At 56.9% G+C, this 13,223-nt stretch carries 13 protein-coding genes; 10 read left to right on the forward strand and 3 right to left on the reverse strand.

The annotated features are described in order from the left end of the window. Position 1: 1 nt before the first annotated feature. The gene (locus GVK32_RS01770) at positions 2 to 1,450 is read left to right on the forward strand and encodes a sugar porter family MFS transporter (RefSeq protein WP_159864565.1); all 1,449 of its coding nucleotides are present in this window, start codon (positions 2 to 4) and stop codon (positions 1,448 to 1,450) included. A 9-nt stretch (positions 1,451 to 1,459) separates the two neighbouring features. Next, a complete protein-coding gene (locus tag GVK32_RS01775; RefSeq protein ID WP_159864568.1) occupies positions 1,460 to 2,482 on the forward strand; it encodes an alcohol dehydrogenase catalytic domain-containing protein in 1,023 nt (340 codons plus the stop codon). Positions 2,483 to 2,529: 47 nt separating this feature from the next. Here the strand turns inward: GVK32_RS01775 and degS are convergent, their stop codons facing one another. The 3 genes from degS to zapG all read right to left on the reverse strand — a co-directional run bounded on the left by degS (position 2,530) and on the right by zapG (position 5,683). Further along, the gene (gene degS, locus GVK32_RS01780) at positions 2,530 to 3,588 is read right to left on the reverse strand and encodes an outer membrane-stress sensor serine endopeptidase DegS (RefSeq protein ID WP_159864571.1); all 1,059 of its coding nucleotides are present in this window, start codon (positions 3,586 to 3,588) and stop codon (positions 2,530 to 2,532) included. A 154-nt stretch (positions 3,589 to 3,742) separates the two neighbouring features. Further along, positions 3,743 to 5,110, reverse strand: a complete 1,368-nt coding sequence (gene degQ / locus GVK32_RS01785) for a serine endoprotease DegQ (protein WP_159864574.1) — start codon at positions 5,108 to 5,110, stop codon at positions 3,743 to 3,745. A gap of 174 nt (positions 5,111 to 5,284) precedes the next feature. Next, on the reverse strand, positions 5,285 to 5,683 hold the full coding sequence (zapG, locus tag GVK32_RS01790) for a Z-ring associated protein ZapG (protein ID WP_159864577.1): 399 nt from the start codon (positions 5,681 to 5,683) through the stop codon (positions 5,285 to 5,287). A gap of 190 nt (positions 5,684 to 5,873) precedes the next feature. Between zapG and zapE the strand changes: the two genes are divergently transcribed. The 8 genes from zapE to GVK32_RS01830 all read left to right on the forward strand — a co-directional run bounded on the left by zapE (position 5,874) and on the right by GVK32_RS01830 (position 13,206). Then, positions 5,874 to 7,001, forward strand: coding sequence for a cell division protein ZapE (zapE, locus tag GVK32_RS01795; RefSeq protein ID WP_123708970.1), 1,128 nt, complete (start codon positions 5,874 to 5,876; stop codon positions 6,999 to 7,001). 290 nt (positions 7,002 to 7,291) lie between these two features. Next, entirely contained in the window at positions 7,292 to 7,720 is a 429-nt protein-coding gene (rplM, locus tag GVK32_RS01800) for a 50S ribosomal protein L13 (protein WP_004106200.1), read from the forward strand. A 15-nt stretch (positions 7,721 to 7,735) separates the two neighbouring features. Next, positions 7,736 to 8,128 carry a 30S ribosomal protein S9 gene (gene rpsI / locus GVK32_RS01805; protein ID WP_034459799.1) on the forward strand — a complete coding sequence of 131 codons (393 nt, stop codon included), beginning with the start codon at positions 7,736 to 7,738 and terminating at the stop codon, positions 8,126 to 8,128. Between the two features lie 311 nt (positions 8,129 to 8,439). After that, positions 8,440 to 9,078: a stringent starvation protein SspA gene (gene sspA / locus GVK32_RS01810; RefSeq protein WP_159864580.1), complete on the forward strand. Its 639-nt coding sequence runs from the start codon at positions 8,440 to 8,442 to the stop codon at positions 9,076 to 9,078. 3 nt (positions 9,079 to 9,081) lie between these two features. After that, positions 9,082 to 9,576 carry a ClpXP protease specificity-enhancing factor gene (gene sspB, locus GVK32_RS01815; protein WP_045856546.1) on the forward strand — a complete coding sequence of 165 codons (495 nt, stop codon included), beginning with the start codon at positions 9,082 to 9,084 and terminating at the stop codon, positions 9,574 to 9,576. A gap of 170 nt (positions 9,577 to 9,746) precedes the next feature. Then, a complete protein-coding gene (gene nanR / locus GVK32_RS01820) occupies positions 9,747 to 10,544 on the forward strand; it encodes a transcriptional regulator NanR (RefSeq protein WP_159864583.1) in 798 nt (265 codons plus the stop codon). Between the two features lie 131 nt (positions 10,545 to 10,675). Continuing rightward, positions 10,676 to 11,578: an N-acetylneuraminate lyase gene (gene nanA, locus GVK32_RS01825; protein ID WP_159864586.1), complete on the forward strand. Its 903-nt coding sequence runs from the start codon at positions 10,676 to 10,678 to the stop codon at positions 11,576 to 11,578. Between the two features lie 140 nt (positions 11,579 to 11,718). After that, positions 11,719 to 13,206, forward strand: a complete 1,488-nt coding sequence (locus tag GVK32_RS01830) for an MFS transporter (protein WP_159864589.1) — start codon at positions 11,719 to 11,721, stop codon at positions 13,204 to 13,206. Positions 13,207 to 13,223 lie beyond the last annotated feature (17 nt).

Raw genomic sequence — 13,223 nt, forward strand, 5'->3', positions numbered from 1 at the left:
TATGAACAACTTATCGACCCGTCCCACGGCCGTCGCTCAGGGTAGACGCTACAGCTTTCTGGTCGCCATCGGCGCAAGCATCGGCGGCCTGCTCTACGGCTATGATACGGGCATCATTGCCAGCGCCTTGCTCTTTCTGCGCGAGGACTTTGCCATCGCGGACAACGCCTTTATGCAGTCGGTGGTCACCTCCGCCACGCTGCTCGGCGCGATATTTGGCGCGCTGCTGACCGGCCCGCTTTCAGACCGGCTGGGTCGGCGCAGAACCGTCATCGTCATCTCAATATTGTTTGCCCTGTTCGCCCTGGGCTGTGCCTTAGCGACCACCCTCAATATGCTGATTGTCATGCGTTTCCTGCTTGGCCTGGGCGTTGGCGGATCTTCACAAATCGTTCCGATGTATATCGCCGAGCTCGCGCCTGCCCATCGGCGGGGCGCTCAGGGCGTGCTGTTCCAGATGATGATCTGCGTCGGCACGCTGCTGGCCTACGCCGTAGGCTATCTGCTTGGCCCGTCCGGCGCCTGGGAGTGGATGCTCGGGCTGGCGGTTATCCCGGCGGTGATTTTTATCGTGATGATGCTGTATCTGCCGGAAAGCCCGCGCTGGCTGGTGGGCAAGCAGCAGGCTAAACGGGCGGAGGAAATACTCGTCCGCGTAGGGCGCACCGGGCATGAAGCCGCTCAGGAAGTAAAGGAGATAGAACGACTGCATCAGGACCAGCAGTCGAGCTGGAGAGAGCTGTTTCAGCCCTGGGTGCGGCCCGCACTGGTTGCAGGCCTTGGCATCGCTATTTTCTCTCAGGCTACCGGCATCAGCGCCATCATCTATTACGCCCCTTCTTTACTGGTGATGGCGCAGTTTGGCAAATCGGTGGCGATCCTGGGGTCGGTTGGGATCGGCGTGGTGCTCACGGTGTTTACACTGCTGGGCATTTGGTTGCTGGACGTGCTAGGACGGCGGCGGCTAATGCTGATTGGCCTGCCCGGCGCGGTAGTCGTGCTGGCGGTGATGTCGATGCTGTTGCCCTGGTCCGCCCACGCGCAGGAGTTGCTGAGCGACGGCCATAAAATCATCGTGCTGGCCTGCCTGCTGGGATATTTCGCTTTCAATGGCGGCAGCCTGTCGGTGGTGACCTGGCTGTACTGCGCCGAAATATTCCCCCTTGGCGTGCGGGGCAAGGGCACGGCTTTGTGCTCGTTCGCGCTGTGGGTCGTCAATTTCCTTGTCACCCTGCTGCTCTATTTCACGGCGGATGCCCTTGGCATTGGCCTTGTGTTCGGCGCGCTGGCGGTGGTCAATGCGCTCGCCTGGGTCTTCGTATGGCGCTTTGCCCCGGAGACGCGGGGAAGAACGCTGGAGGATATCGAACAGAGCCTGCTTAACGGGCAGTTCAACTCGCGCAATACCGCTTCTTCGGGCGCTTTGCTCAATAAAATCAACTCAGACTGAGAGGTCGTTATGGAATTTAAAACAGATATTCCGGATAGCCAACGCGCGCTGTTCCTGATGGCGAAAGAAACCCTCGAGCTACGGACCACCGCCGTGCCGCAGCCGCAGGCCGGAGAAGTATTGCTGAAAATCGGTTCGGTGGGCGTATGCGGTTCAGACAAGCATTTTTACTTTGACGGCCGCTGCGGCAGCGAAATGATTACCGAGCCGATGATTATGGGGCACGAGTTCGGCGGTGTGATTGTGGCGGTGGGGAAGGGCATTTCTCCGCATCGAGTAGGCCAGCGCGTCTCGGTGGATCCGCTGGTGCCCTGCGGCCGCTGCCGGCACTGTGTGCAGGGGAATTATAATATCTGTCCAACGCAGAAATTTTTTGGCGTGCCGGGCACCTTCGGCGCCATGCAGCAGTATCTGTGCGTCCCGTCAGGCAATGCACACGCTATCGGCGAGGCCATCAGCGACGGCGCGGCGGCGATGGTCGAAACTATTTCGGTTGCCCTGGCTGGGGCGGAAAAAGGCCGCATTGGCCTGGGTTCCCGGGTGTTAGTTACCGGCGGCGGCCCGGTGGGGTTATTCGCCGTTCAGGTTGCTAAAACGCTGGGGGCCACGGAAGTGGTGCTGGTTGAGCCTCAGGAAGGGCGGCGCAAAATTGCCCACGAAATGGGGGCCGAAACGCTGAGCGATCTGGCCGATAACGATCGGCAGTACGACGTGCTGCTGGAATGCACGGGCGTGCAGTCCGTGCGCCACGACGCCTGTCTGAGCGTGCTTTCCGGCGGGCGGGCAATCATGATCGGCGTGGGCGAGCAGGTGGGCGGCTTCCCCATGTCGGCGGTGATAGAGCGCGAAGTGACTATTCATGGCGTAATGCGCTACAAGTTTACCTGGCCTGCGGTTATTGCGGCGCTGGAGGCGCAGAGGCTGAACGCCGATATTCTGATAAGCCGACGTTTGCCGCTCGCGCGTGCGCAGGAGGCATGGACGCTCCCGGTGACCAATGAAATTAAGACGATGATCGACGTTAACGCCTGATTGACGTTAACGTCGGTATGACCAACTAAAGCCCGAGCCATCGGGCTTTAGTTGGTTGCCGGGTATTCCTGAACGGCGATATGCAGGGTGATTTTCTTATCTTCGCGCATGATCACCACCGGAATTTCTGAACCTGGGCGGATCTCAGCAACCTGATCCATGGTTTCGAGGGCGGAAACCGCGGGCTTGTCATTGACCGAGATAATCACGTCGTTGGCGCGGATGCCGGCCTGGGCCGCAGGCCCCTCGGGCGCAACGTCGTTCACGACGATCCCCTGCAGCTGATCGATTCCGCCGCCCTGCGCATGTAGCGGCGCGATCTCACGACCGCTAATACCGATGTAGCCGCGGATCACGCGGCCGTCGCGGATCAGCTTATCCATGATCTTAGTCGCCAGCTGGAAGGGGATAGCAAAACCGATCCCTTCCGGCGTTTCGCCGTCGTTGCTTTTATCAAATGAGAGCGTGTTAATGCCCATCAGCTCGCCCAGCGAGTTGACCAGCGCGCCGCCGGAGTTGCCGTGGTTGATAGAGGCATCGGTTTGCAGGAAGTTTTGTCGGCCCGTCGGGTTAAGGCCGATACGACCGGTGGCGCTGATAATCCCCTGAGTAATGGTTTGCCCGAGGTTATATGGGTTACCAATCGCCAGAACCACATCGCCAATATGCGGCACGCGTTTCGCATTAATCGGAATAACCGGCAGGCCGCCGTTGGCGTTGATTTTCAATACCGCAAGATCGGTCAGGGTATCAGAACCGACCAGCAGGGCTTCAAAAACGCGGCCGTCCTGCAGCGCGATGATGATCTGGTCAGCGTCGTTAATAACGTGCTTATTGGTCAGAATATACCCGCGCTGGTCCATGATGACGCCGGAACCCAGGGTCAGCTGATTGTGGCTGGTGCCGTTGAGGGCACGGTTATAGACGTTAACCACAGCAGGCGCCGCCCGGCGGACGGCAGGATTATAGCTGGCGGGCGATTCGTCCGCGCTATCGTACTGGGTCGTCGTCGACAGATGCCATTGACGCAGCGAGGGCATTGCGGCCAGCAGCAGTCCCCCGACGATCAAACCAATGAGTACTGAACGTAAAAGCTTTCCAGGCATGATGCAGGTATCGTTGATTAATGGACAGGCGCAGCATAACACGACTTACCGGCGTCGTCTTTCACGTTACCGGCGCGCAGGCTGCGTCCCGTCGCCCGGTAGGGATAGCGTATTTCCGGACACCGCGGCGATCGCGATGTCCGGACCCGTTGCATTAGCGCAGCAGGAGATAAATGCTTTCGTTGCCGCGCATCACGTTCAGCGCGATGACCGCCGGCTTACTCTCCAGCACCTTGCGCAGCTCGGCGATAGTGCTAATGCGCTCGCGGTTAAGGCCGATGATAATATCGTCCTTGTGCAGGCCGACCTGTGCCGCAGGGCTGGCCTTATCGACACTATCAACCACCACGCCTTTGGTGCCGTCCTTCATCTGGCCATCGCTCAACGATGCGCCCTGCAGGGCGGGTATAATCAGCTCGGCGCTGGCGCTGGAAGAGGTGCTCTTATCCAGGGTGACCTCAACATTCACCGGCTTACCGTCGCGCAGAAGCCCCAGCTTCACTTTGGTTCCCGGCTCGGTGGTGGCGATACGCGACCGCAGCTCGGCAAAGCTGTTGAGCGGCTTGTCGTTCATGCTGACAATCACGTCCCCGGATTTAATCCCCGCCTTAGCTGAACCGGAGTTCGGCAACACCTCGCTGACGAAAGCGCCGCGCTGAACGTCGATGTTCATCGCCCTGGCGATATCGGCGCTCATTTCAGTACCTTTAATTCCCAGCAGGCCGCGTTTGATTTCACCAAACTGAATCAGCTGCTGAGCGAGGGTTTTCGCCATGTTGCTGGGGATGGCAAAGCCGATGCCGACGCTGCCGCCGCCCGGTGCCAGAATCGCCGTATTGATGCCAATAAGTTCGCCATTCAGGTTCAGCAGCGCGCCGCCGGAGTTACCGCGGTTAATAGAGGCATCGGTCTGAATGAAGTTCTCCAGCCCTTCCAGGTTCAGGCCGCTGCGGCCGAGGGCGGAGATTATGCCCGAGGTGGCGGTCTGCCCGAGGCCGAAGGGGTTGCCGACGGCGACGGCGAAATCACCCACGCGCAGCTTATCGGAATCGGCGATGGCGATTTGCGTCAGATGGGTTGGTTTTAGCAGCTGCAGCAGGGCGATATCGCTTTGATCGTCGCTGCCGACCAGCTTCGCGTCAAACTCGCGGCCATCGTTGAGCTGGACGCTTATCTTTTGCGCCTGGCTGATGACGTGATTATTGGTCAGCACATAGCCTTTTTCGGCGTCGATGATAACGCCTGAGCCGAGCCCCTCAAAAGGCTGTGCCTGCTCCTGCGGCGCATTGTCGCCAAAGTATTTTTTCAGCTCTTCCGGCATGTTTTGCGCAGGAGAGGCGGTGCCTTCAACCTGGACGCTGACCACCGCAGGCAGCACTTTTTCCAGCATCGGCGCAAGGCTCGGCAGCGCTCCCTGGCCCGGTACCTGCGTGGGTATCGACGCCGTAGCCGTAGGTATAACGGACAACGATAACCCGATGCTTAACGCTAACGCACTCAACAGCAAAGTCTGTTTCTTCATTAGATGCTGGCTCTCGTAACCTGAGGTGTGTGGAATATCGTCCCGAATGGCCTGATGTTATTGAATTTTCGACCAGGTAACAACGTGGTCAATGTTTTAAATTGTAGCTGGGATGTAGGGGGGAAGACGGGCGCAGAGAGTGCGCCCGGAAAATATTTTACGCTAACCGCAGGATTAGTCGCGTTTTGCGCCACCGCGCAGCAGGCCGGATGCGCCTTCAGAATAGTCGCGTGGCATCTGCACCGGCGCCTGATCGTTACCGGCTTCTGATTCAGCCAGGCGGTTGCGGAACGGATTAGCCTCCGCCATGGCATCCGGCAGCAGGCTGCTGGAGCTTTTTGCCATATGCTGGTACAGCTGACGATAGTCATCGGCCATGTTATCCAGCAGTTCAGCGCTGCGCGCAAAATGGCTGACCAACTCTTCACGATACTCTTCAAGCTCTGTTTTATTCTTTTCGAGTTCGAACTGCAGCGCCTGCTGTTGACGTAATTTGCGGTTGCCAAAACGCATGGCGACGGCACCGATGATGATACCGACAACTAGCCCAATTAGCGCATATTCCCAGGTCATGTACATCTCCCGTTGTTTTGTGGTTCCGTAGGGTGGCTATGAGGCTCTCCGCCTGCGCCCGATAGTGCCACTATAACCGCTAATTCCACAGAAGTGGAATCCTGGCGTATCATCGCGTAGTGTAGAACGGCCTTTTTTTCGACAATCGTGAGCTTTGACGTTACGATTTTCAAGGAATAACAATTAGATCATGCAAAGCCTGTCCCCAACATCGCGTTACCTTTTAGCTCTCAAAGAGGGCTCTCACCAGCCCGACGACGTCCAGCAAGAAGCGGTAAACCGCCTCGATACCATCTATCATGAACTGCAGGAAAAACCCGCGCCAACTCCGCAAAGCGGCGGCCTGCGGGCGAAATTTGGCAAACTGCTGGGCAAGCGTGAGCCAACGCCTGAAACGAGCTCCGCCCGCGGCCTGTACATGTGGGGTGGCGTGGGGCGCGGTAAAACCTGGCTGATGGACCTCTTTTATCAGAGCCTGCCCGGCGAGCGTAAGCAGCGCCTGCACTTTCACCGCTTTATGCTGCGCGTTCATGAGGAGCTGATTGCCCTGCAGGGGCACAGCGACCCGCTGGAGATCCTTGCCGACCGCTTCAAGGCGGAAACCGATGTGCTGTGCTTTGATGAGTTTTTTGTTTCAGACATTACCGATGCCATGCTGCTGGGTGGGTTAATGAAGGCGCTGTTTGCGCGCGGCATCACGCTGGTGGCGACCTCTAATATTCCCCCGGACGATCTGTACCGTAACGGCCTGCAGCGCGCCCGCTTCCTGCCGGCTATCGAGGCGATCAAGCAGCATTGCGATATCATGAATGTCGATGCGGGCATTGATTACCGCTTACGCACGCTCACTCAGGCCCACCTCTGGCTATCGCCGCTCAACGAGCAGACCCGGCAGCAGATGGATAAGCTGTGGCTGGCGCTGGCCGGCGCGAGGCGCGAGCAGACGCCGACGCTGGAGATTAACCACCGCCCCCTGCCCACGCTCGGCGTGGAGAACCAGACCCTGGCGGCGTCGTTCACTACGCTGTGCGTCGATGCGAGGAGCCAGCATGACTATATTGCGCTGTCTCGCCTGTTCCATACCGTTATGCTGTTTGATGTTCCGGTAATGACGACGCAGCTGGAGAGCGAGGCGCGGCGCTTCATTGCGCTGGTTGATGAATTCTACGAGCGCCACGTTAAGCTGGCGGTCAGCGCGGCGGCGCCGCTGCACGAAATTTACCAGGGCGAACGCCTGAAGTTCGAGTTCCAGCGCTGCCTGTCACGCCTGCAGGAGATGCAGAGCGAGGAGTATTTAAAGCGTCCTCATATGCCGTAACGCGTCCTTCGCCCTCTCCCGGCGGGAGAGGGCTGACGCCGATGCGCGAGGGCCCGCTCCGGTGGCGAAAAAACCCAGTCCAAATCACATAAAGGGGTCGATCTTTGCGCGTGACTTCTCTATAATCTTGCGACCCCACGTTACGAGAAGGTTTTTTTCCCAAAACTTTCTATGTGCCGGCATAGGCTATTCGAAGGGGTAGGTTTGCTGGACAATGTCGTGTGAACCTCAACTGACTAAAACGTTTGGGTGTTCACCAACGTGTAACTTATTATTTGGGTAAGCTTTTAATGAAAACTTTTACAGCTAAACCAGAAACCGTAAAACGCGACTGGTATGTTGTTGACGCGACCGGTAAAACTCTGGGCCGTCTGGCTTCCGAACTGGCTCTGCGCCTGCGCGGCAAGCATAAAGCGGAATACACTCCGCACGTTGATACTGGTGATTACATCATCGTTCTGAACGCAGAAAAAGTTGCTGTAACCGGCAACAAGCGCGAAGACAAAATGTATTACCATCACACCGGCCACATCGGTGGTATCAAAGAAGCGACCTTTGAAGAGATGATTGCTCGCCGTCCTGAGCGTGTGATTGAAATCGCGGTTAAAGGCATGCTGCCAAAAGGCCCGCTGGGTCGTGCTATGTACCGTAAACTGAAAGTTTACGCGGGTAACGAGCACAACCACGCGGCACAGCAACCGCAAGTTCTTGACATCTAATCGGGATTATAGGCAATGGCTGAAAATCAATACTACGGCACTGGTCGCCGCAAAAGTTCTGCAGCTCGCGTTTTCATCAAACCGGGCAGCGGTAAAATCATCATCAACCAACGTTCTCTGGAACAGTACTTCGGTCGTGAAACTGCCCGCATGGTAGTTCGTCAGCCGCTGGAATTGGTTGATATGGTTGAGAAATTCGATTTGTACATCACTGTTAAAGGTGGTGGTACTTCTGGTCAGGCTGGTGCGATCCGTCACGGTATCACCCGCGCTCTGATGGAGTACGACGAGTCCCTGCGTGGCGAACTGCGTAAAGCTGGTTTCGTTACTCGTGATGCTCGTGAAGTTGAACGTAAGAAAGTCGGTCTGCGTAAAGCACGTCGTCGTCCTCAGTTCTCCAAACGTTAATTGTTTTCTGCTCACGCAGAACAATTTGCGAAAAAACCCGCTTCGGCGGGTTTTTTTATGGATAAAATGGTCGCGTTCCATGGCGAAGTCACCCATTCTTACCACTTTTTCAGCATTTCCAGAATCGCCTCACCACAACGTCGTCAAGATCTGGTAAACTATCATCCAATTTTCTGCCCAAATGCTGGTGATTGTTCGTTTTTTGTTTCTTTCATAAACGAGAATCTCTTCCCGCGAATGGGGTTTTTACATCTGGCTAGCCATGCGTGGCTGGTAGCAGTACAAAATTCTGAATATACCTGGAGGTTTTCATGGCTGTCGCTGCCAACAAACGTTCGGTAATGACGCTGTTTTCTGGTCCTACTGACATCTATAGCCACCAAGTCCGCATCGTGCTGGCAGAAAAAGGTGTTAGTTTTGAGATAGAACACGTGGAGAAGGATAACCCACCTCAGGATCTGATTGACCTCAACCCAAATCAAAGCGTACCGACGCTGGTGGATCGTGAGCTCACTCTGTGGGAATCCCGCATCATTATGGAATATCTGGATGAGCGTTTCCCACATCCGCCGTTAATGCCGGTTTATCCGGTGGCGCGTGGTGAAAGCCGTCTGTACATGCAACGTATCGAAAAAGACTGGTATTCGCTGATGAATACCATTCAGACCGGCACCGCCGCACAGGCTGATAACGCGCGTAAGCAGCTGCGTGAAGAGCTGCAGGCGATTGCGCCAGTCTTCACCCAGAAGCCTTATTTCCTGAGCGACGAGTTTAGCCTGGTAGACTGCTACCTTGCACCGCTGCTGTGGCGTTTACCGGTACTCGGCGTCGAAGTGATTGGCGCGGGTGCGAAGGAGCTCAAGGGCTATATGACTCGCGTATTTGAACGTGACGCCTTCCTGGCTTCCTTAACTGAACCCGAGCGTGAAATGCGACTCGGTCGAGGCTAACCGATGGATGTATCGCAGCTAACGCCGCGTCGCCCGTATCTGCTACGGGCGTTCTATGAGTGGCTGCTGGATAACCAGCTGACTCCGCATCTGGTCGTCGATGTCACTTTGCCGGACGTTATGGTTCCGATGGAGTATGCGCGCGACGGGCAAATCGTTCTCAACATTGCTCCGCGTGCCGTCGGGAATCTGGAGCTGGCTAACGATGAAGTGCGCTTCAACGCCCGCTTTGGCGGCGTTCCGCGCAATGTCTCCGTGCCGCTGGCTGCCGTACTGGCTATCTACGCGCGTGAAAACGGCGCAGGGACCATGTTCGAGCCGGAAGCGGCTTACGATGAGGACGCCATCAGCCTGAATGATGACGAAGCATCGTCAAGCAACGAGAACGAAACGGTGATGTCAGTGATTGACGGCGATAAGCCGGATAATCACGAGGATGACCCTGATGACACGCCGCCGCCTCGCGGTGGGCGACCGGCGCTACGCGTCGTGAAGTAATCCTCCAGGCAGGGCCATCAGGCCCTGCTTTTTTATATCATCCTGCGCCTGAATCCAGCGGTCTCACGCATCGTCAGCCGTCGTTCTGCCCTGGCTGCCGTTAACTTCACCCGCCAGATGTTCCTATGATATGATGAATTTGCTGTCACATTTGTCACTCTTCGCTACCTATGGACACTATGAAAGCATCGGATACGCACGCTGAAAGTACTGCTGATAACGTCGGACGCTCGCTGCGTAGCCGGCCGCTGACGCGTAAAAAACTGTCCGAAATGGTCGAAGAAGAGCTGGAGCAAATGATTCGCCGGCGTGAGTTTGCCGAAGGTGAGCAGCTCCCCTCAGAGCGGGAGCTGATGACATTTTTCAACGTCGGCCGCCCGTCGGTACGTGAAGCGCTGGCGGCGCTAAAGCGTAAAGGTCTGGTGCAGATTAGCAACGGCGAACGGGCCCGCGTTTCGCGACCTTCTGCCGACACCATCATCGGGGAGCTCTCCGGTATGGCGAAAGATTTCCTCTCCCATCCCGGCGGAATTGCGCATTTCGAGCAGCTGCGTCTGTTTTTTGAATCCAGCCTGGTTCGCTACGCGGCTGAGCATGCCAGCGATGAACAGCTTGAAAAGCTGGTGCAGGCTCTTGAGATCAACAGCCAGTCGCTGGATGACAATACGCTGTTTATCCGTTCAGACGTTGAGTTTCACCGCGTGCTGGCGGAAATTCCCGGCAATCCGATTTTTATGGCCATTCACGTTGCGCTCCTGGACTGGCTCATCGCCGCGCGTCCTAAGGTCCCTGAAGGGGAACTTTATGAGCATAATAATTTAAGCTATCAACAGCATATCGATATCGTTGCCGCCATTCGCCGCCGCGATCCGGATGAAGCCGATCGCGCTCTGCAAACCCACCTCAACAGCGTCTCCGCCACCTGGCACGCCTTCGGCAAGAAAAAACAGCCGCGTAAATCCGTCTAAGGATCCTCAGGATCGTTTAGTGAAGCAGATCGCATAATAAGCGTTTGGTATGAGGCTGCTGCTTATTTGTTCTGGTATAACAGGTATAAAGGTACATAGTTAATCACAACAAATAACGCAACGAGGTCTCTATGGCGGTGAATTTACGTGGGGTAATGGCGGCGCTGCTGACGCCGTTTGACGGGCAGCAAAAGCTGGATCAAGACAGCCTGCGGCGGCTGGTACGTTTTAATCTCAATCAGGGGATCGACGGGCTCTACGTCGGCGGTTCTACCGGCGAGGCGTTCGTGCAGACCAGCGCTGAGCGCCAGCAGGTGCTGGAAATCGTGGCTGAAGAAGCGCAGGGGAAGATGACGCTGATTGCCCACGTCGGCTGCGTCAGCACTCTGGAAAGCCAGCAGCTTGCGCAGGCTGCCGAAGGCTACGGCTACGACGCGGTGTCTGCGGTGACGCCGTTCTACTATCCGTTCAGCTTTGAAGAACACTGCGCTCACTATCAGGCGATTATTGATTCCGCTAATGGCCTGCCGATGGTGGTCTATAACATCCCGGTGCTCAGCGGCGTGAAGCTGACGCTCGATCAGATAGGCACCCTGGTGACGCTCCCGGGCGTGGGCGCGCTGAAGCAGACTTCCGGCGATCTTTACCAGATGGAGCAGATCCGCCGGTCGCATCCGGATTTGGTACTGTACAACGGCTTTGACGAAATCTTTGCCTCCGGGCTGGTGGCCGGGGCAGACGGCGGGATCGGCAGCACCTACAACATTATGGGCTGGCGCTACAAGGGGATCGTTAAAGCGCTTCAGACCGGCGATCTTGCGCAGGCGCAGAGGCTGCAGGCTGAATGTAATAAGGTCATCGACCTGCTGATCAAAACCGGCGTATTCCGCGGGCTTAAAACCGTTCTTCACTATATGGACGTCGTAGCTGAACCGCTGTGCCGTAGGCCATTCGCACCGGTGGATGAGAAATTCCTGCCGGAGCTAAAGGCGCTGGCGCAGCAGCTGCAGCAAGAGAAACAGCATCTGAGTTGAGGATAGCCTCCGCGCTGTGAGAGTGGAGCAACGCCCGGAGAGCGTTCCGTCCGGGCGACAACATTGATATGCCAGATGGGTGATAGCGGCATCTGGCATGAGAAACCAAGCGTGGGTCTGACCCATCGCGGGAGAGTAAAATGAGCACAACGACCCAGAACATCCCGTGGTATCGCCATCTCAACCGGGCGCAGTGGCGGGCTTTCTCCGCCGCCTGGCTGGGGTATTTGCTTGATGGTTTTGATTTTGTATTAATCGCCCTGGTGTTGACGGAAATCCAGGGAGACTTCGGCCTGACCACCGTTGAGGCGGCGAGTCTTATCTCTGCAGCCTTCATCTCGCGCTGGTTTGGCGGGCTGATGCTCGGGGCGATGGGCGATCGCTATGGACGGCGGCTGGCGATGGTCAGCAGCATTATTCTTTTTTCGATGGGCACCCTGGCCTGCGGCTTTGCGTCGGGCTACACCACTATGTTTATCGCCCGGCTGGTGATCGGTATGGGGATGGCGGGTGAGTACGGCTCCAGCGCTACCTACGTTATTGAAAGCTGGCCCAAAAAGCTGCGCAATAAGGCCAGCGGATTCTTGATTTCAGGCTTCTCCGTGGGGGCAGTCGTTGCTGCACAGGTCTATAGCCTGGTGGTTCCCGTTTGGGGATGGCGAGCGCTATTTTTCATCGGTATCGTACCGATTGCTTTTGCGCTGTGGCTGCGAAAAAACATCCCGGAAGCGGAAGATTGGCAGCAGAAGCATGCCGGAAAAGCGCCGGTGCTCACGATGGTCGATATTCTGTACTGCGGAAAACGCCGGGTGATGAATATTTTCCTGACCCTCGCTGCGGCAACGGCGCTGTGGTTCTGCTTCGCGGGCGAGCTGCAAAATGCCGGAATAGTGGTGGTCCTGGGGCTGCTGTGCGCGGCTATATTTATCAGCTTTATGGTGCAAAGTAGCGGCAACCGCTGGCCGACCGGCGTGACGCTGATGGTCGTTGTGCTGTTTGCCTTCCTGTATTCATGGCCCATTCAGGCGCTTCTGCCAACCTATCTCAAGACGGATCTGGCTTACGATCATACTACCGTCGCACAGGTGCTGTTCTTTAGCGGCTTTGGCGCCGCGGTTGGCTGCTGCGTCGGCGGCTTTCTCGGCGACTGGCTGGGAACGCGAAAAGCCTATGTTTACAGCCTGCTTGCGTCACAGCTCCTCATTATTCCCGTCTTTGCTATCGGCGGCACAAACGTCTGGGTCCTCGGCCTGCTACTGTTTTTCCAGCAGATGCTGGGGCAAGGGATCTCCGGGATCCTGCCGAAGCTGATTGGCGGCTACTTCGATACCGACAAGCGTGCGGCCGGATTAGGTTTTACCTACAACGTGGGCGCGCTGGGTGGAGCGATTGCTCCGGTGCTTGGCGCCCTGATCGCGCAGCGAATGGATCTCGGCACGACCCTGGGATCGCTTTCCTTCGGCCTGACCTTCGTCGTGATCCTGCTGATTGGCCTGGATATGCCCTCCCGCGTTCAGCGCTGGATCCGTCCCGAAGCCTTGCGGACCCACGACGCGATTGACGGTCTGCCGTTCAGCGGCGCCGCGCCGTCGGGTTCGCGCAAACGTGGCCTAATGAAAATCCGCTAACCTGTGCCCGGCGGTAT

Source organism: Klebsiella sp. 18074 (assembly GCF_902705905.1).
GTDB classification, from domain to species: domain Bacteria; phylum Pseudomonadota; class Gammaproteobacteria; order Enterobacterales; family Enterobacteriaceae; genus Klebsiella; species Klebsiella terrigena.

Coding starts and splice junctions, on each gene's coding strand:
- GVK32_RS01770 (WP_159864565.1), top strand. CDS start 2: ATGAACAACTTATCGACCCGTCCCACGGCCGTCGCTCAGGGTAGACGC.
- GVK32_RS01775 (WP_159864568.1), top strand. CDS start 1,460: ATGGAATTTAAAACAGATATTCCGGATAGCCAACGCGCGCTGTTCCTG.
- degS (WP_159864571.1), bottom strand. CDS start 3,588: ATGCCTGGAAAGCTTTTACGTTCAGTACTCATTGGTTTGATCGTCGGG.
- degQ (WP_159864574.1), bottom strand. CDS start 5,110: ATGAAGAAACAGACTTTGCTGTTGAGTGCGTTAGCGTTAAGCATCGGG.
- zapG (WP_159864577.1), bottom strand. CDS start 5,683: ATGACCTGGGAATATGCGCTAATTGGGCTAGTTGTCGGTATCATCATC.
- zapE (WP_123708970.1), top strand. CDS start 5,874: ATGCAAAGCCTGTCCCCAACATCGCGTTACCTTTTAGCTCTCAAAGAG.
- rplM (WP_004106200.1), top strand. CDS start 7,292: ATGAAAACTTTTACAGCTAAACCAGAAACCGTAAAACGCGACTGGTAT.
- rpsI (WP_034459799.1), top strand. CDS start 7,736: ATGGCTGAAAATCAATACTACGGCACTGGTCGCCGCAAAAGTTCTGCA.
- sspA (WP_159864580.1), top strand. CDS start 8,440: ATGGCTGTCGCTGCCAACAAACGTTCGGTAATGACGCTGTTTTCTGGT.
- sspB (WP_045856546.1), top strand. CDS start 9,082: ATGGATGTATCGCAGCTAACGCCGCGTCGCCCGTATCTGCTACGGGCG.
- nanR (WP_159864583.1), top strand. CDS start 9,747: ATGGACACTATGAAAGCATCGGATACGCACGCTGAAAGTACTGCTGAT.
- nanA (WP_159864586.1), top strand. CDS start 10,676: ATGGCGGTGAATTTACGTGGGGTAATGGCGGCGCTGCTGACGCCGTTT.
- GVK32_RS01830 (WP_159864589.1), top strand. CDS start 11,719: ATGAGCACAACGACCCAGAACATCCCGTGGTATCGCCATCTCAACCGG.